We start from the raw sequence: 25,253 nt of genomic DNA on the forward strand, positions 1-25,253 counted from the left end.
AAGGCACCCCATCCAACGAGCGAGGGCACCGGCGATGGTCATCAGCCCGCCTCGCGTTCATACCGACAGCCTGGGCGTAGGATAGACTATCATTAGTCATTGACAAACGTTCATGCACCTGTGCAATGGTCGGGTAGCACGACAGTACAGCTTTTATGAAATAAGTTCTAGATCGCGTGCCAGGCACCGTATCTTACCAGATTTGATGTAATTATCTGTAACTAATACGTGTGAGCTGATGGAATACAAGCAGAGGCCTGTACTGCACACCGGGGTGTTACCGTGGCACTTGTTGATCGCTGAGGCAACAGTGTTATTCTTGTAGCTCTTGAACCACAATCTGATCGCCAACTGCCGTGTTAGTTACCGCAATCACACCCACCGGCAATTCCAGCACATAGCGAGCCTGGCGATGACCGGCATAGAGGCGCCATGGCGGTAAATCGGGATACAGTGCCACAACGGTACCGTTCCGATCAACAAAGATCGCATCGATAGCAAACCGCATAAACAGCATATGAATGCTACTACACGGTTCAATCAACAGGCCACCACCGACCGGCAATGATCGGCGGCCAAGCAGACCGCGACCACGAGCAAAAAACGAGCGCGCCACCTCACACTGACCGGCAAGAATGGCGCGTCGGGTCTGATTCACAACCTTTACCATACGAGTCTTAATTTCCCATCCCCCTATTCATCACACCAAGTGCCTGCATGATCCGCGGTACTGCCGGTCCCAAAATCACCACAAACAATGCGGGGAAAATCAGGAACACCATTGGAATCAGCATCTTCACTGGTGCCTTCTGAGCTGCCTCTTCAGCACGCTGGCGACGGCGGATGCGCAACTGATCCGATTGAATGCGCAAAATCTTCGACATCGACACGCCCAGTTGGTCAGCCTGAATCACAGCCGAGACGAAGGTCTGGACATCTTCAACACCGGTGCGGGTGACCAGATCACGCAGGGCTTCGCGACGAGTACGACCGAGACGAATATCCTGCAGAACGCGCTGAAATTCACGCGACAACTCATTATCCCATTTTTGGGCAACGCGCTGAAGCGCGAGGTCGAACGCCAGGCCGGCTTCAACACTGATACAGAGCAAATCCAGCGCGTCAGGCAATGCCTTCAGGATATTCTTTTTGCGCTCCTTGATCTTGCGGTCGAGCCAGATGCCGGGCAGAATATAACCAATCATCGCAGCGATCAGAGCACCCATCAAAGCCTGCATGAATGGCAATCGTCCAAAAACCAGCAAGCCAATAACCACAAACAAGACAATCGCCAGCGCCATGCGTAGCCCGATAAACATACTGGGCGAGATATTACCGGGGTTACCGGCCAACTGAAGATTGATCCGCAAGCGCTCTTGATTCTGTTTCAGTCCAAAGCGACCAAGTGTGTTCAGCAGCGAGCGAAATAAAGGAACCAAGACACGTTCACGGAACGGCTGCTGCAATTCAAGCTCTTCGAGCGAAAGTGAAATATCGGTATACTGATCGAGGCGCTCACTAATCGCTCGCGACTGATTCATCTGTCTGACGGCAACGATGATCAGTGACGCTCCTACAACTATAATCCCGGCTACGATCAACAAATCCATCATCGCCGCACCTCACACTTCGATATCGATAATCTTTTGGATGGCAAAGTAGCCCATTGCAATCATAAACAGTGATGCTACCGGCATACAACACCATGCATCAGGTGGCAAACCAAACGTAAAGAGTGGTGCCATGTAGCTAGGGTTTACAACTGTGATAAACATTGCCAGACCAATCGGCAAACCAGTAATGATCCACGATGAGATGCGCCCCTGCGCAGTAAGCGTTGAAATCTCACCCTTGATCCGCACTCGTTCACGGATGGTATGACCGATAGTATCAAGGATTTGGGCCAGATTACCACCGACCTCCATCTGAATAGTTACTGCGGTAATCAAGAGATCGAGGTCATCAGATGGCATGCGACGCAAAAGATTCTGTAACGCCTCTTCCGTTGAGCGACCAAGACCAACTTCCTGGACAACACGGCGAAATTCAGTTGCAGCCGGTGGTGGCGCTTCGCGTGAAACCATATCGAGGGTTTGCAAGAAGCTGTACCCACCGCGTAACGCATTCGCCATCATGGTGATGACGTCACCTAACTGATTGTTGAAGGCCTTGATCCGCTGAGCCGCACGCACGTTGACATAGATATTCGGCAGAAACGAGAACACAATGGCCATGATAGTAGCCGCTCCGATCTGGGCCAGAGGATCTGCGCGCCCTAAAATGAAACCAAACACCACGCCAAGCAAAGCAGCGCCGAGCTTCAAACCAATAAACTCCGCTACCGTCAGCTTCAAATCAGCACGAGCCAGTTCGCGTTGGATGGAACTACCCTGCTTACTCTTCGCAACGACAGCATCGATCCGTTCAATAGCCTGACGTGCAATCGGCTCATGTGAGTGTTCCTGGGCTTTACCGCCAGCAAACGTTTCCAGGCGCTGTGCCACATCCACAGTTGCTGACTGGCGCATTAACACAACGACAGCAACTACCAATAGCAACAGTATCAACCCCAGGAAACCCAACACCGCCGGCATCATCTCAGGCGAGAGCAATTGATCCATACCTGCGGCACCTCCTTCTCACGCCGCCAATCGTCGCGGTAGTTAGAAACTGAAACGTTCCGACGAGCCAAAAATGGTCGGCGGCAGAAAGATGTTGAGCGACTCGAACTTTTCGAGAAAACGTGGTCGAACCCCGGTTGGGCGCAACTGACCAACAATCTTCCCTTTTTCATCGATACCGGTTTGCTCAAAGACAAAGATATCCTGCAAAACAACCACATCACCTTCCATTCCAGCGACTTCGGTGATCTGGGTGACTTTGCGTGAACCATCTTTCAAGCGCGACTGCTGGACGAAGACATGAATTGCCGAAGCAATCTGCTCACGAATCGCCCGTGCCGGCAAGTCCATACCGGCCATCAAACACATCGTTTCAATACGGCTCACTGCATCGCGTGGCGTATTGGCGTGAATGGTCGTCATTGAACCATCGTGACCGGTATTCATTGCCTGCAACATATCGAGTGTCTCGCCGCCACGACACTCACCAACAATAATCCGTTCTGGTCGCATACGTAGACAGTTAATAACCAGATCACGGATTGTCACCTCGCCCTTTCCTTCCACATTTGGTGGCCGCGACTCAAGCGTCACCACATGATCCTGGCGTAACTGCAATTCAGCGGCATTTTCCACAGTGATAATCCGTTCATCTTCAGGGATAAACGACGAGAGTACGTTCAGCAAGGTGGTTTTCCCTGAGCCAGTACCACCGGCAACGACAATATTCAAACGGGCCTGAACACAAGCTGCCAGGAAATCGGCCATATCTTGCGACATCGAGCCAAAGCGCACCAGATCCTGCACGGTCAGTTTATCCTTGCGGAACTTGCGAATGGTAATGGTTGGCCCATTGAGTGCCAGCGGCCGAATGACAACATTAACGCGTGAGCCATCCTTTAGGCGGGCATCGACCATCGGTGACGACTCATCGACCCGACGACCAAGCGGCGCGACAATGCGGTCGATAATCCGCATGACGTGATCATCATCGGTGAAGGTAATATCGGTTTTGATCAACTTACCCTTCTTCTCGATATACACCTGTTTCGGGCCGTTGACCATAATTTCGCTGACATCTTCATCGGCCAGCAGTGGTTCGATTGGGCCAAGGCCGATAATATCGGCAGTGATACTCTCAAACAGACGCTGGCGTTCGGTGCGCGAAAGGACAATACTTTCGCTGTCGAGGATCGCATTGAAAATCTCCTCAACCTGTTTACGCACCTTTGCCGGGTTACTCAAATCAATCTGAGGATTCAATTCGTTAATCAAACGATCCTGCACCCGCGAGCGCAACTCGCGAAACGTTTCATCGGTACCAAAGCCACCAACCGACGGTTGTAAGCGGCCGGTTGCTTCTGGTCGGGCTGGAGTTCGGGGCACAGCCGGTTCGGTTGTTGCGGGAACACCACCACCAATTCGCTTCAACAACGACATTGCGCTCACCTTTCTCAGTAGTAAAGCAGCGTATCAGCCAGAATTCGGTATTGTTTATCGCCGGGGAATCAGATTACTGAATAAGCCACTGCGCTGCTTTGAACTCTCTTTCGCTACTGCCTCTTTACTCGCCTTGGCTACCAATTCACGCGCCAGGTTCATGATGTCTTTTGCAACCTGATGATTTGGCTTTGCCAGTACAAATGGTGTTCCCTGATTAATCGAGAGAGTCATCTCCTGAGCTGCATCACCAATCTGCAACGCCAGCTTACGCTGAAGGTGCTTTTCAACATCTTCGGCACGAATCCCGGTACGATTAGTCGCTTTGTTGAGCACCAGCATAACCTTATCGTTTGGATATCCGAGCAGGTCAGCCACCTCAAGGAAGAGCTTGACATTACGGATACAGTGCATCTCAAGTGTCATGAGCGTAATTACCCGCTGCGCTAGATCGAGGGCTGCCAGTGAGCGATCCTGAAATGAAGCCGGTGTATCGACGATAACGTAGTCGAACTCCTGGCGGATAGCTTCGAGAATGGCACGGATGTGATCGGCGGAGACTAATTCGCCACGCTGCGGATCAGGAGGTGCAAGCAACACCTTAACCTGCGTGGGATGGGTAGCCATCACGTCATTCAACAGATCGCGATCAAGCCCCTCGATCCGTGATGCAACATCGAGAATTGTCTTATCGGTGCGTAGATTCAGCAGGACGCTGAGATCACCAAAGATCACATTCCCATCAACAAGCGCCACCTTTTTATTGGTTTGCTGGCGAATGGCTACGGCCAGATTAGCCGCAATCGATGAGACCCCAACCCCACCTTTCGGACTAAATACGGCAAAGATCTGGCCGTCAACCGTGGGTTGAGCACCAGGCACTTGTCCACCAGGGGCACCAACCGGAGCTATCGGTCGGGTCATTGCCAGCCGGGCCACATGGCGGATCGACCGGTAAAGATCATCGGCACTGATCGGCTTAATCAGAAACTCGCGGGCGCCCGCCAGCATTGCTCGCCGAATATAATCGGTTTCGCCCTGCACGCTCATGATAATGACTTGTATACCCGGATCATTGGTTAGAATCGCTTCTGTAGCCGCGATCCCATCCATATCGGGCATATTAATGTCCATCAAGATAACCTGTGGACGATGCTGGCGAGCAAGCGCAATTGCTTCACGCCCGTTGCTTGCTTTGGCAACGACTTCAATATCCTTCTCAAAGAATAGTAGCTTTTCGAGCTGATCGCGAGTATCGATCACGTCATCAACGATCATTACTCGAATCTTATCGCTTTCGCTCATGCTCTAGCTCCTCAGATGGCCTCGTCGTTCAAAAACGGACGTGAGTTGTGGCTAACGATCAAGACAGTTTATGACTATTGATAGCAATGTTACGATGTCATTGTACCTCAGAGCTGCTGCTCATGGAATAGGTTATGGCAGCGGAGTTGGGGTTGGTTCGGGTACAAAGACCTCGTCTTCACCGTAAACCCGTGGTGGCAAGGGACGCGGCAGGGGCAGACCGTACTCGCGCACCAACAGATCGAGGGTGACACCACTGGTCGACTCAATAGCGTCGTCGTTTGCCCCACGTAGCGCAAGCACAATGCGGGCTTGTGACTGCAACGCAAACTCAAGTAGCTCAATTTCTTGATCGGTCAAGGCCAGAACTACAACCCATATCCCCTCGGTTAACGTGCTGGTTTCAGTCCCACCTTCAGTAACACTGATAATCGGCTGCCCTGCTGCATCGACTTGTGGTAAACTCGACGAAGCAGGTGGTGGGATGGTCTCGGTAGCGGGTTGTTCTCCCTCTGTAGAAGCCGGTAACGCCGGGCGCACAATTTGCAAGACCTGAGCACGCTGAATAATCGTCTTGGTGGAGAAGAAGGTCTGATTTTCGCCGTACTGGTACTCCCGTACAAGCTGGTCGACGTCATTCACGGTAATAACCTGCACCGGGCCGGGACGGATAATCTGGCGTTCAACCGAAAAGGTAGCAATCACGTCAACAAAGTCATTGATGGCAACCTGGTCTGCTACACCCGAAAGACTATTAACAATGAGCGGGTAGGCTTTTACCTGTGGTTGACCTGGTTCGGCAGTAGGTATACGCTGCGCTAGACCAGCTTGACGAATATTATCTTTCCGGATCGATTGTCCAGCTACAACCGGATTGATCAACAGTTTGCCCAAAATATCATTAATGTTGCTAAATTCGTTTGCTTCGTCAAATTCGGTTACCGGTACTTCAACAACATCAAGCAAAGAAGGATCATTCAATAGGGTATTGGCCTCGAGATCGACACGGGCCTGAACGACTGACACCAATGGCACTGCTGTCGGCGGTGGAGGTACTTCGGGTGTTTGCGAGGTGGTGGATGTTGCAGCCCCGCCGCGTAACAGCAAGAAAGCCGCCAATCCACCGATAATGACGATAAGTCCGATCAGTAGAAACAATAATGCGCCACGTCGCATAGAAGGCAACCTTCCTGTTCGGAGCGAAGTCAGGTGACTCCGCGCATTGCGTTGCCATTATAGCATACGCAAGCAAGAGGTGGCAGGAATGTAACACCTTACTTTAGTACTTCACGCGGCATGGTACTGAATGGCTATTAAGTTTCTAGTCGGTCAGCGAATTCACACAGATTGCATGATACTTTTAGTACCTTCAGTAAGACTAGCCTCACAGTCTATGTCCAGAGAACAATACTGCGCTTGATAATTCACACTATTTTAGTAACCTTACGACAAATAGTCGTTTTCTCCATCCAGAAAGCGAGCAATTGTCTGATAACAGGCTGCCGGCTCCTCAACCATAGGTACGTGACCACAATTGGGAATGAAGACCACCTGTACATCCGGTAAAACCCGACTGAGCATCTCGACATTGACCGGGGGAAAGACCGGATCGTCACTGCCACTAATCAGAACAACCGGCGGTAATGGAAGTTGCAATAGTCGTTTCAGACGGGGATGGCCCATGATGGCTGCAGTCTCGATAGATACCAGGGGATCCATTACCGCCAGATCGGCAATTCCTTGCGCTAGCAAGGAACGGTCAAGAGGCTGTCGCACCAGCGGCCGTGCCAGAAGCTCCGGCGTTGGTGGCAATGCCCAGAGCGCCTGTCGCCAGGTAGAGGTATATTCCCACCAGGGACGCCACCATACCAGCCATGGCCGCCAGTAAGCCGCAGCCACCTGCCACTGTGCGCCGGCCAGCGTGACCAGTGCATCCTCGTACAGGTTAGCGCCAATCCCAAAACTCACCAGGCCGAGACGCTCTACCCGTGCACCGGCCAGACCAGCGACAGCAAGCGCCACTGCGGCGCCAAGAGAATGGCCCACTAATGCAAATCGATCAATATCCAGAGCATCGGCCACTGCCAGCACCGCCCGCGCAGACGATTCCAGGGTAACCGGTTCGAGTGGTGCCGGTGACGATCCACAACCGGGAAGATCAATTGCTATCAGACGCCGGTTGGGTAAGAATACCGGTGCCGCCTGCCAGTAACGGCTGGAAGCGCCCCAGCCGTGGATAAACATCAGAGGGCGCCCTTGTCCGTAAACCCGAAATGCAACCGGGCCGAGTGGACTTCCAATTTCCCAGAGTGTTGAAGATGTTGCCATGACAAACCTCCTCTGTTTGCAAAATCCACTATAATCCCAGACAGTTACAGGAATTGATATTTGTCTCATCCAGCGTTGAACAGTTGTATGATGATGTATGGCATCCACATAACGAATACCCGATAGTCTAACGATTGTGACTACGGGCACTATATACATAGGGAAATAATCGCAAGAGTGCTTTCTGTATGAACGTATGAGCAAACGTCAAGCCATTTATCGCGACACGAAACGATATGTCATCAGTGATTCACAACCTTGTCAATGATCTGGCCGCAATGGAAGCCCCGCCTCACACTGTGAATATGTATGCCTATCAGGCTAGCGATGAGCAGGAGGCGCACGGCAATGCTATTCGGCGAAACAATCTGGTTCTGGCACTTACGCTGGCGTTAGAACGCGGCCCTGATCTATTGCTGATTGGCGAGGCACCCGGTTACAATGGTGCTCGTCGCACCGGTGTGCCTTTTACCAGTGAACAGATTCTGTTAGACGGAATTGAGCCACTGGGTCAGTTTGGAAGCACTCGTGGGTTTGCCCTGGCAACAACCGATGGGCGCATCTCGCGGGAGCAAACGGCGACCATTGTGTATCGTGAGCTACAAGCGCTGAATTGGTTTGCAGTGGGTTGGAATGCGTTTCCGCTTCATCCTCACCGACCTGGCCAACCTCAGAGCAATCGCACCCCGCGTCAACGTGAAGTGATGCTTGGCCTTCCCTTCCTGTTGCGGTTTTGCCTGCTTTTTCCGCGCTGTCCGGTGGTAGCGATGGGGTGCATCGCCGATCAGGCACTCTCTCGCTTCGGTATTGTCCATGCTGCAGTCCGCCATCCGGCCCAGGGTGGGGCGCAGATCTTTGCCGCAGGGTTACGTCGTCTGTTTACGCAGACCGATAAGTCAACACCTGCGCAGAATCCGGTATAATGCAGGAAACGCATTAATTGACAAAAAAACGGTTCCCTATGCATCGAATAATCTTTACTCTGCTTACCATCAGCGTACTTGTGGCCTGTGGTGCACCAACAGGCGGGCCAACTGCACCTGCTGCATTGCCCACGATAGCCGGCACCCCGACAAACTCGCGTCCGCCAACGCCAACCCGTGATCCGCGTTTGCCAACCTTGCCACCACGTATAACGCCCGGCCCCACGGCCACCCCTTTTCCGCTAGAAGCCGGCTGGTGGGACGGGGCCGTCTGTTATGAAATTTTCGTGCGCTCTTTTTACGATAGCGATGGTGACGGCAACGGTGATCTTAACGGCATTATCGCCAAACTAGACTATCTCAATGATGGCGATCCCAACACGACAACCGATCTGGGTATCAATTGCATCTGGCTGATGCCGGTCGCCGAGGCAGCCAGCTATCACGGCTACGATACGATTGACTATTACACGGTCGAACGCGACTACGGCACTAATGAGGATTTCAAGCGTCTAGTTGCCGAAGCAGAACGGCGCGGGATTAACATTATCATCGATCTGGTACTGAACCATACCAGTACCCAACACCCGTGGTTTCAAGAGGCATTGCGCGATCCCAACTCACCGTACCGCGACTGGTATTTGTGGTCGGCGATTGACCCTGGCTATCGTGGCCCATTCGGCAACAATGTGGTCTGGCACAAATCACCCATTCGTGATGAATATTATTACGGCGTGTTCTGGGGTGGAATGCCCGATCTCAACTATCGCAACCCGGCGGTCACTGCCGAAGCCTATAAGATTGCTCGTTTTTGGGTTGAAGAGATGGGGGTTGCCGGCTTCCGTCTCGACGCGATCAAGCATCTGATCGAATATTACACTCTCCAGGAAGACACCGTCGAGACCTTTGAATGGTTGCGCGAGTTTCGACGTTTTCTCGACCGCGAACTACCCGGAACCTTTACGATCGGCGAAGTCTTCAACGGCAACCCGCGCACGCTGGCAGCGTACTATCCTGACCAGCTCGATTACTATTTCGAGTTTGAAGTCGCCAATCAGATTCGCGGTGCGGCCAACACCGGTCTATCGCGATTGTTTATGCAGGCGGTGCAGGATGCCTACACAAAACTACCCTATCAACGCTGGGCACCCTTCCTGACCAATCACGACCAGAACCGCGTGATGTCGGTGTTGGGTGATGACGTGGCGAAGGCAAAACTGGCTGCGCTGGCTCTGCTGACCATGCCAGGACTGCCCTTCATCTATTATGGTGAAGAGATCGGCATGCTGGGGGTGAAACCGGATGAGCGTATTCGCACCCCAATGCAGTGGACAAAGGAGGAGTTTGGCGGATTCTCAGCCGGTATTCCCTGGCAGCAGCCGCAGAGCGATTACCCGGTCAAGAATGTGATGTTACAAGACCAGGATACCGAATCGCTGCTCAACACCTACCGGCAGTTAATTCATCTCCACGTGAATACACCGGCACTGGCGACCGGTGATTTCTGGCCGTTAACTGCTAACGGTGCCAGTGTCGCCGCGTACATCAGGCGCAGTGGTGAAGACATGGTCTTGGTGGTGATTAATTTTGACAAAGTACCCACGCTACCGTTTACACTATCATCAGGTGAGAGCGACCTGCCGGCAGGCACCTACCAGGTGACCGCACTCTTCGGCACGCCACCGGCACCGCCAGTGCCACTTACCATCGCCGACGGGCGTATCGTGGAGTATCAACCGGGGATCGAAATACCGGCTCAAACCGGATACATTTTCAGGTTGGAGCGCTAATGTTACGAAAAGTAACTGCAACTCGTTATGTCACACCGTTGCGTGAAGGCGGTTCATTACCGGCGATTGTCGAAGCCGATGATGATGGACTGTACGTCGTAAAGTTTCGCGGGGCAGGACAGGGGCCAAAGGTGTTGGTTGCCGAGCTGATCTGTGGTGAACTGGCGCGTGCGCTTGGCCTGCCCGTTCCAGAGCTGGTGTTGATTGAAGTTGATCCGGCGTTGGGGCGCAACGAACCGGATGGTGAGATTCAAGACCTGATTACAGCCAGCGCCGGATTGAATCTAGCCGTTGATTTCCTGCCCGGTGCGCTGGCATTTGATCCGACATCTGTCCGTGCACTTGACCGTAAACTGGCGTCACTTATCGTCTGGTTTGATGCCTTCATCACCAATGTTGATCGCACGCCCCGCAACACCAATCTCCTCTGGTGGCACCGCCGGCTCTTCTTGATCGACCATGGTGCAGCGCTGTACATTCATTACACCTGGAATGATTACCAGAATCACGCTCGTAAACCCTTCAGCCAGATTCGCGATCATGTGTTGATAGCAGCGGCCAGCGATCTGGAAGCAGCCGACCGTGAACTGGCAGATCATATCAACACAGATCTGCTCTGGCGCATTGTGGCGAACGTCCCCGATGAATGGCTTATTGACCAGCGGTTTTCCTCAGTAGAAGACCACCGTGCAGCCTATGTTGAATATCTGAGTCTACGACTCGCTGCACCGCGCGCATTCGTACAGGAGGCTATCGATGTCCACGAGCGCCTTTGAATATGCATTACTGCGCCTGGTGCCACGGGTAGAGCGTGGTGAGCAGATCAACATTGGGGTGGTGTTGTTGTGTCGGCAACATCGCTTTTTGGGGATACGGATTCATCTCAACGAGGCACGGATTGCCGCTCTCTGGCCTGATCTCGACCTGGCGCCGGTGCGCGAGCAACTGGCGGCGTTTGAAATGGTGTGTGCCGGTGGTGCTGGAGCCGGGCCGATTGGCGAATTGCCGATTTACGAGCGCTTTCGCTGGCTGACGGCAACGCGCAGTACAATGATCCAGCCGTCAGCAGTGCACTGCGGCTTGTGCGATGCTCCGCAGGTGATGCTCGACCATATCTTTCAGCAGATGGTCGTCTTGCCGGGTCAGGCGATTAACGAACGCGCTCATGAGGCAGGCGCTTTATAACTCAACCCGTATCCGCTCGATCATTGCCTGGAGGGCAAAGCGGGCCTTACCCAGATTTGCAGTTTCGCTCAGCACCCCAAGGATACCGTAGTAGCCGGGAATAATTTGCGAAGCCAGCATCAAGAGCGCGTCGGTTTCGAGAACCAGATCGCGCACATAACCAACCCCGATCCGATCAGCCGCTGCCGCTGCCCGCGAGGCTAAATCGGCTAGTTCAAGTTCGGCCAGTTCGATATCGAAGTCGAGTTCGGCAGCACCTGGATGGTAGGCGATTGCCACACTTAGACCATCGGTACCGATGATGCCAGCGAACTGTGCGCCTTTCACGCCGGTAATAGCTTCATTCAAAATGGTATCGACATTCATACAGGTTTATTACAATTAACAGGCTAGTGGGAAGAGTGTTTTGATTACCATAGGCCCCCCTCCTGGCCTACCCCCGCTGGGGGGGAGGAAAGCCCCCCTTCTCACCTCCCTCCAACGGGGGGAGGAAATATGCGCCTGGGATTTCCCCGCTGGGGGGAGGAAGGCCCCTCTCCTGGCCTACCCCGCTGGGGGGGAGGAAAGTCCCCCTCCTGGCCTCCCCCCGCTGGGGGGAGGAAGGGTAAACATTTGAACGCAATATTAACCCAGACACCAGCTTATAACTCACGTCGTCCTTCAAAGGCAGAGCCAAGCGTTTCCGGATCGGCCCATTCGAGATCGCCACCGGTCGGCAACCCCCGTGCTGGCCGGGTCACCCGTACACCAAGAGGTGCGAGGTCGCGAAGCAGCAGAAAGGCGGTGGCCTCACCCTCGGTATTGGGGTTTGTGGCAAGGATCACTTCCTGAACAGGTTCGGAGCGAACCCGTGCGAGTAGCTCTTCAATCTTGAGATCTTCGCGATAGATACCTTCGAGCGGAGCAATGTGGCCGTGGAGGACATGATACAGACCGCGGTAGGCACCGGTGCGCTCGATAGCCAGCACATCGAGCGGCTCTTCAACCACACAGATTTTGGTTTGATCGCGCGACGGATCGAGACAAACTGCACACAGCTCACCCACGGTGATGTTAAAACAGCGTCGGCAGTAGCCAACCTGTTCTTTCACATCGAGAATAGCTTGCGCCAGCGCCTGCGCCTGTTTTGGTTCAGCCCGTAAGAGATAAAAGGTCAGGCGTGACGCCGTCTTTGGGCCGATACCGGGCAGTTTAGCAAATTCCTCGATCAGACGAGCCACCGGTGCAGCAATCAATTGATCCGTGCGAACGGTCATAGCATCTCCACCACAGATTTGTCGGTGACAATGCGCAACGCCGACACATTCCCCCATCATCAGGACAACAATGCTGGTTTAGAACAGCCCCTTGAGGCCACCGGTCAACGGCTGCATACGCTCTTCGGCCAACTGCTGCGCTTTGCGCGAGGCGTCATTGATCGCAACTAACAACAGATCCTGCAACATCTCAACATCATCAGGATCGACAACCTCTGGCGAAATCGTGATCGATTGCACTTCGCGGTGACCGTTCATTTTGACCGTGATCGCACCACCACCAGCCGTACCTTCGACAATGGTGGCAGCCAGTTCTTCCTGCACCTTCTGCATCTGGCGTTGCATCTGTTGAGCCATTTGCATGAGCTGACGCTGATTCATCAGACAGACTCCCTTCTATTCACCTTAATATTGCAATTGCCTGTACCAGAACACGTGAAGCCGGCGAAGACATGTGAGCGTAGATATGGGTAGAGTACCACACTGCTACACAATTGTACAGTTGTCCCGCAAACATTATTCAGGATCGAGCGGTTCAATATCTACAATATGGGCATCGAAGATATTCAATGCAGCACGAACCAGTTCATCTTTACGAGCTTCGCGAATTTTCCCACGCAGATCGGTGGGTTCAACCGATTTTTCCTCGATGGTACAGCGTACCGCGTAGGTCTTCCCCAAACGACGGCGCAATAAATCTTCGAGAAGCGACCGATTCTTCGGTTCTTCCAGGCGTTCTTTATGGAACGAGGATGTCACCAGCAGCACGATAGTATTGCCTTCGACATCATACGGACGCGCACTATTGAGCAACGCCTGCACCGTCGGACTGCGCGGACGAACATCACGCTTGAAATCTTCCCAGATCGCCTCAAGCTGTTCAAGCACCGACATATCAGCATCTGCAGCACGAGCAACAGCAGGATCGGCAGGCGGACGCATCTGGCGGGTCGCTGCCCATGCCTCTGGCGGTGGCGGTGGTGGATCGGAGACAGGTGTAGCATCCGACGGTAGTTCACTACCGGATACAGATACCGGTTCGGGTACTGGAGGTGGCGGCGGCGCAACAACGCTGGGCGGCACTGGTTCGGAATGTGCCGGGGCGCGAACGGGTTCGGTTTGCGGAACGATTGCCGGTACAGCAGCACTGGGACGGCTGGTAGGGGTACGTCCTGCCAATGAAGCGGAACGTGACGCAGATGAAGAGGCAGGCTGCGCAACCGGTGATGGCGCCAGCAACGCTTCAACGACTGCCACTTCGAGCGGTAACTGACCGTAGGGTGTTGTACGTAACTGTGCATCGAGATTGCTAAACAGCTTCACCCAATGCACCAACGCAGCCATATCGGCCTGCTGCACCCATTGCCCCAAGAGCGCCACTTCGTCATCGCTCAAATCAAGCAGTGTGCGATCACCGGTCGCCTTCAGCACCATCACTGCGCGCAGACGTTCCACCAGATCACGGGTAAACTGACGCACATCAGCCCCCTGATTGGCAACCCCATGCACTGCGCGCAGCGCTGCTGTCAGATCGTGATTGACAAGAGCCGTGATCAACGCATCAACTTCAGCCGCCGCCGTCATCCCAAGCAGGCTTTGCACCTGTGGTAGCGTGATCGGGCCTTCGACAAACGAAGCCAGTTGCTCGAGAATACCGAGCGCATCACGCATACTACCGGTAGCAGCGCGAGCAATTGCTTCAGGCACACCATCGGCCAGCACAATTCCTTCTGCCGCTGCAATCCGGTGGAGATGAGCGGCCATTGCCGAAACACTATGGCGAACGAAGGTAAAGCGCTGGCAGCGCGACAGAATCGTGGCGGGAACCTTATGAACTTCAGTGGTTGCAAGGATAAAGAGGGCGTGATCGGGTGGCTCTTCCAGCGTTTTCAGCAAGGCATTGAACGCTGCTGTCGAGAGCATGTGGGTCTCATCGATAATGTAGACCTTCATGCGAGCTGAGGCTGGTCGAAACTGCACCCGCTCGATAATCTCGCGCGCATCTTCCACACTGGTGTGGGAAGCGGCATCCATCTCGATCACATCAACTGCACGCCCTTCAGCAATGGCAGCACACATCTCGCACACGCCGCACGGTCGAGCGGTGGGATCGGGGTTAAGACAATTCACAGCTTTAGCAAGCAGGCGAGCCATAGTCGTCTTCCCAACACCACGGGGGCCGGTAAACAGGTAGGCATGGCCAACCCGATCTTCGGCAATCGCATTGCGGAGCGTCTGCACAACATGCTCCTGCCCGACCAGCTCAGCAAAGGTCTGTGAACGCCATTTTCGATAGAGCGACTGAACCGCCATTACGCTTTCCGATGATCTTGACTCGCACAGCATCTCGTATTATACCAGAGGAGGTACCCCACTTCCGCGCCGAGAGTGGTATAATCGAGATACAGGTATTGTCGATCTGCTACAGAGGGCTTTTATGCTCACCTATGAGCAACTTATCTCAATTCTGATCGAAGAGCTTGAGCGCCAACAGATCAATATTGTTCATACCCAAGAGTTAATAGACACACACACGTTGGGGCGAAGCCTGCACGTTACGTGCTTCCCGCCAAACATGGATAAACGTGGCCCCTGGGTACGGCTGCCCTTACGGGCAGTGATTAGCCTGCAATGGTCGGCAGAACTCACCGTCATCCCCTTGCACGGTCAGGCGATGATCGACACCTTCAATCAAGTGGTTGGTCAACCGGTTGAGATGACGAACCTGCTGGGATTTGAGCTTACCTACCACTTACCGCTGAGTCATGCCGAGCAAGCGACAGCAGATGCATCAGCCCTGGCAAAGAAGGTGATTGATCTCTTCGCCGACCAACCCGACATCGAGCAAAATCTCGATATCAACGCTACGATACAGTACAGCGTCAATCAGGAACCAGTCCTGGCACAACTGACCGTTACCCGCCAGTTTCCGATCCTCCGCCTTGACCGTGATCTGGTTGAGGAGGCTGCAATTGCTCTGGCTATTGAATTACGCGAGATGTTGCCACGGCTCACAATCGTCTTCCATGCCGGTCAAAATGAATCAGGGCTTGATCCGCAGCTCTACTTACGCCCACTAACTGCCTGATGCCGTTCTCTTCTGCTGCATTGCATGCATTGTTACAACCCGGCGTTTCTGAACGCTGGCAGGTTGTGCAACGCCTGTTACACCCTGAGATGCTGGTACTGGCCAATCGCGCCGCAGAGCGTGCGGCGGCGCTCTTGCCACAACAATGGCCGCTGTACGAATTGAGTTTTAAATCACGGCGGGCTATTGATCGCGGTGGTGGTCGGCGCGATCCCATCACCGACTACTGGTTTGCTTTTGACCGACCGCCACGTGGGGCCGGTATCATGCTCACGGTCAGCGGAATCGAGCGTACCGTCACTGTTGGGTTACAATTGTGGGGTGTACGCCGGCCACAACTTGCCCACCTCTGGAGTCAGGCGCGTCCGGTGTGGGAGGCACTGATTGATCGAATCGAACACGAGGGTCAGGCTCGTTTTGCCGGTCGCCGCCTGCCGATGACAGGGATGCGCTGGATCGACCATTATCTCAACAGTCGAGCACACTACCTGTGGGCAGGGTTCATCTACGACTGGAATGCGCTCCCGACAGCAGAACGTCTGATCGACGACATTTGTGCACTGCTACCGCTCAATGAAGCGCTGATGGAGCAAGCCGAAATTGATCTGGCAACGACAAATACCTTACGTGAAACACCAGCCCGTTATCTGACAGGTGCGCCATCAGTAGCGCAGATCGTTATGTCGATTAAGCGGCGCGGTATGATTATTGACGAACGTACACTGCACGCTTTTCATCTTGCAGTACAGGTCCGACCGCTGGTCATCCTGGCCGGGCCGAGCGGGAGCGGCAAGACCTGGCTGACACGTCTCTACGCCGATGCCCTGACTGGCGTTGGTGAAGGGCAGCCGAACCCCTGTTATCTGCTGGTTGCAGTACAACCCGACTGGCATAGTGCCCGCGATCTCCTCGGCTACTACAACTCACTGACCGGCCTCTACCAGCCTACGCCATTCTTAAACTTTCTCTTGGAAGCGGCTGCTGATCCGGATCAAACCTACATTGTCTGCCTCGATGAGATGAACCTGGCACGGCCCGAATACTATCTGGCACCAATCCTGTCAGCAATGGAGGCGGTAGAGGGATTGATCGATCTGGGCACACCCCTGACGGAGACGCCATTAGCCGGTGGTGGTGTGGTACGAAACCCCATCCGCTTACCAATCAATCTACGCCTGATCGGAACAATCAATGTCGATGAAAGCACGTTTGCGCTGAGTGATAAAGTGCTCGACCGCGCCAACTTAATCGAATTAAGAACGGTCGATATGGCTGCCTTTCGCTCACAGTATCCGATAGCAAACGATCAGGTCTGGCAGATATTGAGCGACATCCAGCACCACCTGACTGCTGCCGGAAAGCCGGCAGGTTACCGCGCCTTGCGCGAGATACTTGGCTTCGTTGGGCAGGCAACAGACATGAACCCCTTAGAAGCACTCGATCTCCAGATTCTGCAGCGCCTGCTACCACGCTTGCGCGGTGAGGACTCCCCGCGCTTCCGTCAGGCACTCAACAGCTTACATGCGATTTGCGCAGGGCGCCTCTCGCGAAGTGCCGAGCGTCTGGCCCAGATGATGGCTCGCCTTGAGCGGGAGGGATACACCGACTTTTATGGATATTAGGAAAACCAGAATCCGTAATCGGTGAGTGGAACGACAGCAGTGAGGGAAGGCCAGAACGACTGGAGTAGCACAGGCCGCGGCCTGTGCTACTTCTAGTGATTACCATAACACTGTATCGGCCAAAGAACCGACAAGCTTACGCCACACGCACGGCAGCCAGACAGCGCACCGCATGGGGCACATTGCCAACATGTTGCCACGAGCGGCCCCGATCATCGCTGCGCAAAATTTGACCTGTGTCGGTTCCGGCCCAAACCACATCAATATGATAGCTACTCGGAGCGAAGGCACTCAGCCGCCCCTGAAACGTCACCGACACATCATGCCAGGTTTTGCCACCATCATCACTGCGTAGCATGCGCTTTCCATCAGCGGTTACCGCCAGCAGCACCTCTTGCTTGCCGGAGAGCACAGCCAGCAGCGAACAATCGGACAGTGGCGGTTCTGAATAACGCCACACCCCCATACCCTGCACTGTGGCTACCGGCACCCGCTGACTATTCAGAAAATTGAACAACATGCGATCTTCAGCATCGGCTTCTTGCCACTGCCGACCACCATCATCGCTACGTTGAAACGCCTGTTTGGTTGCCACCACCAAGCTCTGCGAGTCGGCTGCTACCAGGCCGATAATCTGCTCATTGGCCAGCGCAACATCAGGCAACAGCCGCCAGCGTCCCGTACCGCCTGGATCGCTGAAGATGTAAAGACCATTGTCGGTGCCAACGTATAGCACTCCTGCTTTTGCCATGTCGCCTGATTTACCGAACCTGCTGCACCTGCACGCTCGGAAGGCCGCCTTTCTTCGGCCACTGTATGTATCGATACATTGCGAGTACTGCACTCGTCTTTTTCGGTATATATGTTGTGCTACGAACCATTACTATCTTACCGCATCAGACAACACGCATAACGGGTTCCCCGGACAGATAAACAGCTATGCCAACTACGACGGTGATCTACGTCGGCGATTGTAGCATAGCATAATCAATTTTAGTGTGATATGATAAGAAAAGTAGCTCGTACAAGAGCACATCCCCGTCAGATGACTCCACGATGTATTCACATTGCATACGCTCTCTGGGATAGAGATATGTCGTTTGCATCAATTCGCCATTTTTGGCGCACCAACGAACCAATAGCGAGCGCAATTCGTCTGGCCGGTTGGTACCTGCTGATTGCCGGTTCGTGGGTACTCTTCTCGGATCGGTTGCTGGCCGCTCTTATCGTGAATATAGACGAATTGACGAACTGGCAAACGATCAAAGGCTGGTTCTTCGTGCTGCTAATGGCCGGCTGGCTAGGGATTGAGCGTTGGCGAACGATGAGACACCAGCAGCGGATCAACGATGAACTTCGGGCAGCGAATGCTGCCTTGCAAGAGTTAAATGCCTCGCTCGAACAGCGCATCATAGAGCGTACAGCACCCTTACAGATGACCAATCAGGCATTAAGTGAACTTAATCAGGAACTGGAAACCTTCACAGCAACCATCTCGCATGATCTGAAAGCGCCACTACGGGTTATTGACGGGTATAGTCAGCTTCTCCTCCGCTTCCACATCCAGCGCCTCGACGAGGATGGGCAGCAGTGTCTGCACAGCATTCGGACAGCAGTAGCGCAGATGAACCAACTGATCGATGATCTACTGGAATATACTCACGTTGAGCGAAAAACACTGCACTACAGCGTCATTGATTTGCCCGGCCTGATTGATGAGCTGCTGGGCTATTACGCGGATCAGATTCTTGAGCACCATATTGTGATTGAGCGTGACTTGCGCTGCAACCACCTGTATGCCGATGCCACCGGTCTGGCGCTTGCCTTGCGCAACCTGATCGATAACGCCATTAAATTCAGTGCCCATGTTCCCCAACCACACTTGGTCATCGGGAGTGACCTCCACGGTGAGATAGTGCGATTGTGGGTCAAAGATAATGGAATTGGTTTTGACATGCGTGATCACGAGCGCATTTTTACCATTTTTCAGCGTTTACATGCACAGGAGACCTACCCGGGTTCAGGGGTTGGACTGGCGATAGTGCGTAAAGCCGTTGAACGCATGGGTGGGCGGGTATGGGCCGAAGGCAGTCCCGGTATCGGTGCCGTCTTCTACCTGGAGATCCCATATGTTGGCTTATCCGAACCATCTGCTGCTCATTGAAGATAATCCTTTCGACGCCGATCTGTTCAAGCGCGCAGTACAGTTTTACTATCCAGAAATTGCCATCACGCACATTTCATCATACCGGACAGCCTACGAACATCTGCAAACATTATCGCCTGCTGCCACGCCTTACGCTGAAGTAGTGCTTGACCTGCATCTTCGTGACGGTGATGGACTTGATCTGCTTGCACTCATTCGCGCACGTGATTTGCCACTTGCGGTTGTGATTCTTACCGGTGGCGGCAGCGACCACATGGTTATTAGTGCGCTCAAAGCCGGTGCCGATGACTACGTCATCAAGCGCGACGATTACCTTGATCGGATCGGTGCGATTGTTGAGCAAGCCTGTCAGCGCTTCCATTCGCAACAGGCTCGCCGTAGTCAAACCATTCAGGTGTCATTCATCGCCCTGACGACAACAGATAGCGAAGCGACGCTCCAACATCTTCAACGTTCGGCGCCGCATCTCCATTGCACACTCGTCCATGGCTGGCGAGCATTTCTTCACTATCTCGATCATCACCAGGCGGTCGGCGATGTTATTTTGATCGATTGTACGCAACCCAATCTGATAATGCTCGATCTGGTGAAGGAATTGATTCAGTTTCGTCACCTTGAGCAGCCTATACTGGTGCTAGCACAACCGGGCAACGAAGAGTTTCCTTTGCAGGCACTACGCCTCGGCGCAGCAGATTACATTATCAAAAGTGAAGGTTTCCGTAACCATTTGGCGGTAGCGATTGAAAATGCGTATTACCGTGCCCAGATCCATCAACAACATTATCAACTGCAATTGCAGGCCCAGGCGTTGAATGATGCTGCAAACACGATAGTGATCACGGATCGGAACGGTATGATCGAGTGGGCCAACCCTGCCTTTACCACCCTCACCGGTTATGAGGTTGGCGAAGTGATTGGTCATTCCACCAGGATCCTGCGTTCGGGCAAACATGACAACGAATTTTATAGCGCACTCTGGAATCAAATCCTCTCTGGGCAGCCCTGGCGAGGGCGAATTATCAATCGCCGCAAAGATGGCAGCCTCTACCACGAAGAGATGACCATTACACCGGTCACCGATGAACATGGCGTGATTCGTCGTTTTATCGCTATCAAGCAGGATATTTCCGAGCAAGTTGCCCAAGAACAACGGCGTATTATTCTGGCCAACATCGGCACAGCCCTGCGCCCTGCGCAATTGTGGACGGAGTTAACGCCGATTTTACTCGATCAAGTGCGAGAAGTGATGCAGGCCGATAGTATTGCGCTACTACGACCACAGGGATCAACCCTCACCATCGAGCTGGCGTACAACTGTCTGGGCAAGCTCGCTTCGCAACCGACCATACTGGCTGCACTGGCCGAACGGCTGGCACGGAGCGATGGACCGATAGATGTTACCGATATAGTGCAGACCACAATGAAGATCGCGGTTGGTGTCCAGCTCAACGCCGCCAACCAAACAATTGGAGCCCTGCTGATCAGCCGTGCTACGCCACTTAATTCGTTTGAGACCGATCTCCTGCGCGATATTGCCGAACTGGCGGCCAATGCACTTTACCGTACCGATCTCTTCGAGCAACTGCGGGCGGTCAACGCTGAATTACGCGCTGCGTATGATGAGACAATTGAAGGCTGGTCACGTGCGCTTGATCTGCGCGACCGTGAGACAGAAGGGCATTCCCGCCGGGTAACAGAGTTAACGGTACGCATCGCCGCTCGTATGAGTTTTAGTGAAGAAGAACTGTTGCATGTGCGCCGTGGAGCGCTCTTGCACGATATTGGCAAGATGGGCATTCCTGATGCGATTTTGCTCAAACCCGGCCCACTCAACGAGCAAGAGTGGGCGATTATGCGCACCCATCCAACTCTGGCCGTGGAGTTACTGCGTCCGATTGCCTTTCTGGCTCATGCACTCGATATTCCGTGGTGCCACCATGAAAAGTGGGACGGTACCGGCTATCCACGTGGTCTGCGTGGCGAAGAAATTCCACTGGCAGCCCGCATCTTTGCGGTGGTTGATGTCTATGATGCACTGACCAGCGACCGCCCCTATCGAGCAGCCTGGTCGCGTGAACGGGCACTGGCCTATATTCGTGAGCAGGCCGGACGCCACTTTGATCCACACGTGGTTGATGTTTTTGAACAGATCATCACCGAAACAGACAGCAATGCTATAATGAAGTGAGTGAGTATCGCTGACCACATGGGGAAAGCGATTATTGTGGCTGGTACCAGGTAGGACAGACTACCTGTCATGAGGTGTATCTATGATGAACTTTCTCCGGCGTTTGCTCGGCGACAGCAACGAGAAAGAGCTGCGCCGGTTGCAACCGATTGTTGAAGAGATTAACCGGCTGGGACCTGAGTTTGCCGCACTGAGTGATGCAGAACTGTGCGCAAAAACCGATGAATTTCGCCAGCGTCTGGCCGACGGCGAGACGCTTGATGATATTTTGCCCGAAGCCTTTGCCACAGTGCGCGAAGCTGCTCATCGCACGATTGGATTACGCCATTACGATGTGCAACTGATCGGTGGCATTGTGCTGCATCAAGGCAAGATTGCCGAGATGAAGACCGGTGAAGGTAAAACGCTGGTCGCAACACTACCAATCTACCTGAATGCACTGGAGGGCAAAGGTGTTCATCTGGTGACGGTCAATGATTATCTGGCGAAAGTCGGTGCCGGCTGGATGGGGCCAATTTATCACTTCCTTGGCCTTACTGTAGGCTTTATTGCCCACGACCAGAGTGCGTTGTACGATCCCGATTATATCGATCCCAATGCCAACCCCGAAGACCAACGTCTCGTTCACTGGCGGCCCTGTACTCGGCGCGAAGCCTATTCGGCCGACATCACCTACGGGACGAATAATGAGTTTGGTTTCGACTATCTACGCGACAATATGGCTTACGAAAAGTCGCAACTCGTCCAGCGCGAACTACACTATGCGATTGTTGACGAGGTGGACAACATCTTGATCGATGAGGCGCGCACCCCACTGATCATTTCCGGCCCGGCGCAGAAATCATCCGATCTCTACCGTCAGATGGCGCAACTCGTGCGGCACTTGCGCCGTTCATCGGTGACGGCCAAGCAGGTCAAAGAAGAGGGGCTGGAGCCGGACGGCGACTTCTTCGTTGATGAACGCACAAAGAGCATCTACCTGAGTGAAAAAGGGATCGAGAAGCTCGAACGCCTGCTGCGCATTCCTCCCGGCGAGAGCCTCTTCGATCCTGAACACTACGAAAAGACGCACTACGTCGAGAACGCGCTCAAAGCCCAGTTTATCTACCAGCGCGATCGCGATTACATGGTGACCCCAAATGGGGAAGTGGTGATTATTGATGAATTCACCGGACGGGCCATGCCGGGGCGGCGTTGGAGTGATGGATTACATCAGGCGGTTGAAGCCAAGGAAGGCGTAGCCATCAAGAACGAAAATGTAACCCTAGCCACGATCACCTTTCAGAACTACTTCCGCATGTATAAGAAGCTGGCCGGTATGACCGGTACAGCCTACACCGAGCGGGAAGAGTTTGCCAAGATTTACAATCTTGAGGTGGTGGTTATTCCAACCCACAAGCCAATGATCCGCGAGGATCTGCCTGATCAAATCTATGCCACTGAAGAAGCAAAATTCAACGCGGTATTGCGCGAAGTGCAAGAGATGCACGCTATCGGGCGACCCGTCCTGATCGGTACCACCTCGGTAGAGACCTCGGAACGGGTCAGTGCGATGCTCAAGCAGGCCGGGATTCCCCACAACGTACTCAATGCCAAACACCACGAACGTGAGGCGGCGATCATTGCGCAGGCCGGGCGCAAGGGTGCGGTAACCGTAGCTACGAATATGGCCGGTCGTGGAACCGACATTCTGCTTGGTGGTAATCCTGATGGCCTGCTGGAAGAGTTTCTGCGTAAAGAGGGTCTCACCATCGAAACGGCTACTCCTGAACAAAAGCGGGCGGCATGGGAAAAGGCGCGGGCACAGACAGAAGCTGAAGGCGAGGAGGTACGTCGCCTGGGGGGCCTGCATGTCATTGGTACCGAACGTCATGAAGCACGCCGTATCGATAATCAGTTGCGCGGACGTGCCGGTCGACAGGGTGATCCCGGTTCTTCGCGGTTCTTCCTCTCGCTCGAAGATGAATTGCTGCGTCGGTTCGGGCCTGTGGATCGGATCAAAGGACTGATGGAGCGTTTCGTTGACTCAGATGTTCCGCTGCAAGCCGGCCTGCTCGACCGTACCATCGAGGGTGCGCAAACTCGTGTCGAAGGTTACAACTTTGATGTCCGTAAGCACACCGTCGAATTCGACGACGTGATGAATAAGCAGCGTCAGATCATCTACGCCGATCGCAAAGCGATTCTCGATGAAGTCGATATGCGGGAGCGTGTGCTTGATCTGATGGCGGAAGAGATTCAACGGCAGATTGATGAACATCTGATCGATGGCTTTAACGAGGAAGACCTCACCAATTTGTTGCGTGTGTATCGACGGATCAACTCAACCTTACCTGCCTCGGTCACTGCCGAAACGTTACAAGGCAAAACCAAAGAGGAGATTGAACAGTATCTGCTCGATCATCTCGAAACAACCTATGCCGAACGAGAGCGGGCTGTTACCTCTGAACTGATGCGCACCATTGAACGACGGGTGATGCTCGGCGCCATTGACCGTCAGTGGGTAGATTACCTCACGGCGATGGACGAGTTGCGGCAAAATATTCTGCTCCAGGCGTATGCCCAGCGCGACCCCCTGGTCGAGTTCAAGCGCGAATCATTCCGTATGTTCGATGAGCTGAAGCAGAATATTGCGCGCGACATCGTCTACAACATCATCCCGGCGACCTTCCAATACGAAGCTTACCTGCGCCAAATCGCCGAAGAACAGGCGCGACGCCTGGCTACTGCGCAAACGGTCAGCAGTGACGGTAACGGCGAAGTGGTGCGCAAACCGCAGCGCCGCAGTACACCGCAAATTGGGCGTAACGAGCTGTGCCCGTGTGGCAGCGGTAAAAAATTCAAGCACTGCCACCTAGGGCGTGAACACGAACTGGCCAGTTTGCTGAATGCTCAGCCTTCGGCACCGCCTGCATCGAAAGCGTTGAAATCGACACCTGCGACCCAGATAGCCGTTGCCGAAGAAGCGGCTAAGATTCAGGCGGCAATGAACAGCGGGAAATTACCACCGACTCAAACCACACCTCGTGGCCGCCAGGCATCATCGGTACCACGTGGGAAGAAGCGTTAAGAGCCTGATCGAACAATTCAGGCGGATCTGGTTGCCGGGTAGACGAAGACGATCTACCCGGCAAGGTTTTTATGTAGAACTTATTTCATAAAACGCTGTACTGGCGCACTCTAATAACCATCTCCGGTGCCATCATGCGCTGGATTAGTTGCCTTGCCCGCTCATCATGCGCGTGTCGCGACGTTTGGCGTGCGGCAGCCATGCTGCCGCGCCAGCCGTGCTCGCGATCTGGCACGTGTCAGGTCGTTGACCCGGCTGGTCATGCGAATG

General features: G+C 53.8%; 21 protein-coding genes. 9 read left to right on the top strand and 12 right to left on the bottom strand.

Going from position 1 to position 25,253, the window contains the following annotated elements; all coding sequences use genetic code 11:
- Positions 1 to 313: 313 nt before the first annotated feature.
- From VAE55_RS10165 to VAE55_RS10195, 7 genes are all read right to left on the bottom strand, one after another.
- Positions 314 to 670, bottom strand: a complete 357-nt coding sequence (locus VAE55_RS10165) for a DUF192 domain-containing protein (protein WP_416181188.1) — start codon at positions 668 to 670, stop codon at positions 314 to 316.
- 7 nt (positions 671 to 677) lie between these two features.
- The gene (locus tag VAE55_RS10170) at positions 678 to 1,613 is read right to left on the bottom strand and encodes a type II secretion system F family protein (protein WP_322815673.1); all 936 of its coding nucleotides are present in this window, start codon (positions 1,611 to 1,613) and stop codon (positions 678 to 680) included.
- Between the two features lie 9 nt (positions 1,614 to 1,622).
- Positions 1,623 to 2,621: a type II secretion system F family protein gene (locus VAE55_RS10175; RefSeq protein ID WP_322815674.1), complete on the bottom strand. Its 999-nt coding sequence runs from the start codon at positions 2,619 to 2,621 to the stop codon at positions 1,623 to 1,625.
- A 42-nt stretch (positions 2,622 to 2,663) separates the two neighbouring features.
- On the bottom strand, positions 2,664 to 4,061 hold the full coding sequence (locus VAE55_RS10180) for a CpaF family protein (RefSeq protein WP_322815675.1): 1,398 nt from the start codon (positions 4,059 to 4,061) through the stop codon (positions 2,664 to 2,666).
- A gap of 54 nt (positions 4,062 to 4,115) precedes the next feature.
- Positions 4,116 to 5,366: an AAA family ATPase gene (locus VAE55_RS10185; RefSeq protein WP_322815676.1), complete on the bottom strand. Its 1,251-nt coding sequence runs from the start codon at positions 5,364 to 5,366 to the stop codon at positions 4,116 to 4,118.
- A 132-nt stretch (positions 5,367 to 5,498) separates the two neighbouring features.
- The gene (gene cpaB, locus VAE55_RS10190) at positions 5,499 to 6,542 is read right to left on the bottom strand and encodes a Flp pilus assembly protein CpaB (RefSeq protein ID WP_322815677.1); all 1,044 of its coding nucleotides are present in this window, start codon (positions 6,540 to 6,542) and stop codon (positions 5,499 to 5,501) included.
- 267 nt (positions 6,543 to 6,809) lie between these two features.
- Positions 6,810 to 7,694, bottom strand: a complete 885-nt coding sequence (locus VAE55_RS10195; protein ID WP_322815678.1) for an alpha/beta hydrolase — start codon at positions 7,692 to 7,694, stop codon at positions 6,810 to 6,812.
- A 236-nt stretch (positions 7,695 to 7,930) separates the two neighbouring features.
- Here VAE55_RS10195 and VAE55_RS10200 point away from each other — a divergent pair, with 236 nt between their 5' ends.
- Genes VAE55_RS10200 through VAE55_RS10215 form a run of 4 tightly spaced genes read left to right on the top strand, consistent with a single transcriptional unit; the run spans position 7,931 to position 11,592 of the window.
- On the top strand, positions 7,931 to 8,617 hold the full coding sequence (locus VAE55_RS10200) for a uracil-DNA glycosylase (RefSeq protein WP_322815679.1): 687 nt from the start codon (positions 7,931 to 7,933) through the stop codon (positions 8,615 to 8,617).
- Between the two features lie 38 nt (positions 8,618 to 8,655).
- Positions 8,656 to 10,407, top strand: coding sequence for an alpha-amylase family glycosyl hydrolase (locus VAE55_RS10205; RefSeq protein ID WP_322815680.1), 1,752 nt, complete (start codon positions 8,656 to 8,658; stop codon positions 10,405 to 10,407).
- Positions 10,407 to 11,183: a HipA family kinase gene (locus tag VAE55_RS10210; protein ID WP_322815681.1), complete on the top strand. Its 777-nt coding sequence runs from the start codon at positions 10,407 to 10,409 to the stop codon at positions 11,181 to 11,183. The genes VAE55_RS10205 and VAE55_RS10210 overlap by 1 nt, the downstream gene beginning before the upstream one ends.
- Positions 11,164 to 11,592, top strand: a complete 429-nt coding sequence (locus tag VAE55_RS10215; protein ID WP_322815682.1) for a DUF3037 domain-containing protein — start codon at positions 11,164 to 11,166, stop codon at positions 11,590 to 11,592. The genes VAE55_RS10210 and VAE55_RS10215 overlap by 20 nt, the downstream gene beginning before the upstream one ends.
- Here VAE55_RS10215 and VAE55_RS10220 read toward each other — a convergent pair.
- The 4 genes from VAE55_RS10220 to dnaX all read right to left on the bottom strand — a co-directional run bounded on the left by VAE55_RS10220 (position 11,587) and on the right by dnaX (position 15,161).
- On the bottom strand, positions 11,587 to 11,958 hold the full coding sequence (locus tag VAE55_RS10220; protein WP_322815683.1) for a hypothetical protein: 372 nt from the start codon (positions 11,956 to 11,958) through the stop codon (positions 11,587 to 11,589). The genes VAE55_RS10215 and VAE55_RS10220 overlap by 6 nt on opposite strands.
- Before the next feature lie 275 nt (positions 11,959 to 12,233).
- The gene (gene recR / locus VAE55_RS10225; RefSeq protein ID WP_322815684.1) at positions 12,234 to 12,848 is read right to left on the bottom strand and encodes a recombination mediator RecR; all 615 of its coding nucleotides are present in this window, start codon (positions 12,846 to 12,848) and stop codon (positions 12,234 to 12,236) included.
- A gap of 78 nt (positions 12,849 to 12,926) precedes the next feature.
- On the bottom strand, positions 12,927 to 13,229 hold the full coding sequence (locus tag VAE55_RS10230) for a YbaB/EbfC family nucleoid-associated protein (protein WP_012256425.1): 303 nt from the start codon (positions 13,227 to 13,229) through the stop codon (positions 12,927 to 12,929).
- Between the two features lie 135 nt (positions 13,230 to 13,364).
- A complete protein-coding gene (gene dnaX, locus VAE55_RS10235; RefSeq protein WP_322815685.1) occupies positions 13,365 to 15,161 on the bottom strand; it encodes a DNA polymerase III subunit gamma/tau in 1,797 nt (598 codons plus the stop codon).
- 124 nt (positions 15,162 to 15,285) lie between these two features.
- Here dnaX and VAE55_RS10240 point away from each other — a divergent pair, with 124 nt between their 5' ends.
- Together VAE55_RS10240 and VAE55_RS10245 are read left to right on the top strand one after the other, a co-directional pair.
- A complete protein-coding gene (locus VAE55_RS10240; RefSeq protein WP_322815686.1) occupies positions 15,286 to 15,936 on the top strand; it encodes a hypothetical protein in 651 nt (216 codons plus the stop codon).
- A complete protein-coding gene (locus VAE55_RS10245; RefSeq protein ID WP_322815687.1) occupies positions 15,936 to 17,558 on the top strand; it encodes an McrB family protein in 1,623 nt (540 codons plus the stop codon). Before VAE55_RS10240 ends, VAE55_RS10245 begins: the two co-directional genes overlap by 1 nt.
- Positions 17,559 to 17,694: 136 nt before the next feature.
- On the opposite strand, the gene VAE55_RS10250 is transcribed toward VAE55_RS10245, so the two are convergent.
- Complete coding sequence (locus VAE55_RS10250) at positions 17,695 to 18,309, bottom strand: hypothetical protein (protein WP_322815688.1); 615 nt, start codon at positions 18,307 to 18,309, stop codon at positions 17,695 to 17,697.
- 342 nt (positions 18,310 to 18,651) lie between these two features.
- Here VAE55_RS10250 and VAE55_RS10255 point away from each other — a divergent pair, with 342 nt between their 5' ends.
- The 3 genes from VAE55_RS10255 to secA all read left to right on the top strand — a co-directional run bounded on the left by VAE55_RS10255 (position 18,652) and on the right by secA (position 24,983).
- Positions 18,652 to 19,722 (top strand): sensor histidine kinase, encoded by a 1,071-nt coding sequence (locus VAE55_RS10255; RefSeq protein WP_322815689.1) that lies wholly within the window; start codon positions 18,652 to 18,654, stop codon positions 19,720 to 19,722.
- Positions 19,688 to 21,913: an HD domain-containing phosphohydrolase gene (locus tag VAE55_RS10260; RefSeq protein WP_322815690.1), complete on the top strand. Its 2,226-nt coding sequence runs from the start codon at positions 19,688 to 19,690 to the stop codon at positions 21,911 to 21,913. Before VAE55_RS10255 ends, VAE55_RS10260 begins: the two co-directional genes overlap by 35 nt.
- A gap of 82 nt (positions 21,914 to 21,995) precedes the next feature.
- A complete protein-coding gene (secA, locus tag VAE55_RS10265; RefSeq protein WP_322815691.1) occupies positions 21,996 to 24,983 on the top strand; it encodes a preprotein translocase subunit SecA in 2,988 nt (995 codons plus the stop codon).
- Positions 24,984 to 25,253 lie beyond the last annotated feature (270 nt).

Origin of the sequence: Chloroflexus sp., from assembly GCF_034432675.1 — a bacterium.
Lineage (GTDB): Bacteria > Chloroflexota > Chloroflexia > Chloroflexales > Chloroflexaceae > Chloroflexus.

Coding starts and splice junctions, on each gene's coding strand:
- VAE55_RS10165 (WP_416181188.1), bottom strand. CDS start 670: ATGGTAAAGGTTGTGAATCAGACCCGACGCGCCATTCTTGCCGGTCAG.
- VAE55_RS10170 (WP_322815673.1), bottom strand. CDS start 1,613: ATGATGGATTTGTTGATCGTAGCCGGGATTATAGTTGTAGGAGCGTCA.
- VAE55_RS10175 (WP_322815674.1), bottom strand. CDS start 2,621: ATGGATCAATTGCTCTCGCCTGAGATGATGCCGGCGGTGTTGGGTTTC.
- VAE55_RS10180 (WP_322815675.1), bottom strand. CDS start 4,061: ATGTCGTTGTTGAAGCGAATTGGTGGTGGTGTTCCCGCAACAACCGAA.
- VAE55_RS10185 (WP_322815676.1), bottom strand. CDS start 5,366: ATGAGCGAAAGCGATAAGATTCGAGTAATGATCGTTGATGACGTGATC.
- cpaB (WP_322815677.1), bottom strand. CDS start 6,542: ATGCGACGTGGCGCATTATTGTTTCTACTGATCGGACTTATCGTCATT.
- VAE55_RS10195 (WP_322815678.1), bottom strand. CDS start 7,694: ATGGCAACATCTTCAACACTCTGGGAAATTGGAAGTCCACTCGGCCCG.
- VAE55_RS10200 (WP_322815679.1), top strand. CDS start 7,931: ATGTCATCAGTGATTCACAACCTTGTCAATGATCTGGCCGCAATGGAA.
- VAE55_RS10205 (WP_322815680.1), top strand. CDS start 8,656: ATGCATCGAATAATCTTTACTCTGCTTACCATCAGCGTACTTGTGGCC.
- VAE55_RS10210 (WP_322815681.1), top strand. CDS start 10,407: ATGTTACGAAAAGTAACTGCAACTCGTTATGTCACACCGTTGCGTGAA.
- VAE55_RS10215 (WP_322815682.1), top strand. CDS start 11,164: ATGTCCACGAGCGCCTTTGAATATGCATTACTGCGCCTGGTGCCACGG.
- VAE55_RS10220 (WP_322815683.1), bottom strand. CDS start 11,958: ATGAATGTCGATACCATTTTGAATGAAGCTATTACCGGCGTGAAAGGC.
- recR (WP_322815684.1), bottom strand. CDS start 12,848: ATGACCGTTCGCACGGATCAATTGATTGCTGCACCGGTGGCTCGTCTG.
- VAE55_RS10230 (WP_012256425.1), bottom strand. CDS start 13,229: ATGAATCAGCGTCAGCTCATGCAAATGGCTCAACAGATGCAACGCCAG.
- dnaX (WP_322815685.1), bottom strand. CDS start 15,161: ATGGCGGTTCAGTCGCTCTATCGAAAATGGCGTTCACAGACCTTTGCT.
- VAE55_RS10240 (WP_322815686.1), top strand. CDS start 15,286: ATGCTCACCTATGAGCAACTTATCTCAATTCTGATCGAAGAGCTTGAG.
- VAE55_RS10245 (WP_322815687.1), top strand. CDS start 15,936: ATGCCGTTCTCTTCTGCTGCATTGCATGCATTGTTACAACCCGGCGTT.
- VAE55_RS10250 (WP_322815688.1), bottom strand. CDS start 18,309: ATGGCAAAAGCAGGAGTGCTATACGTTGGCACCGACAATGGTCTTTAC.
- VAE55_RS10255 (WP_322815689.1), top strand. CDS start 18,652: ATGTCGTTTGCATCAATTCGCCATTTTTGGCGCACCAACGAACCAATA.
- VAE55_RS10260 (WP_322815690.1), top strand. CDS start 19,688: ATGTTGGCTTATCCGAACCATCTGCTGCTCATTGAAGATAATCCTTTC.
- secA (WP_322815691.1), top strand. CDS start 21,996: ATGATGAACTTTCTCCGGCGTTTGCTCGGCGACAGCAACGAGAAAGAG.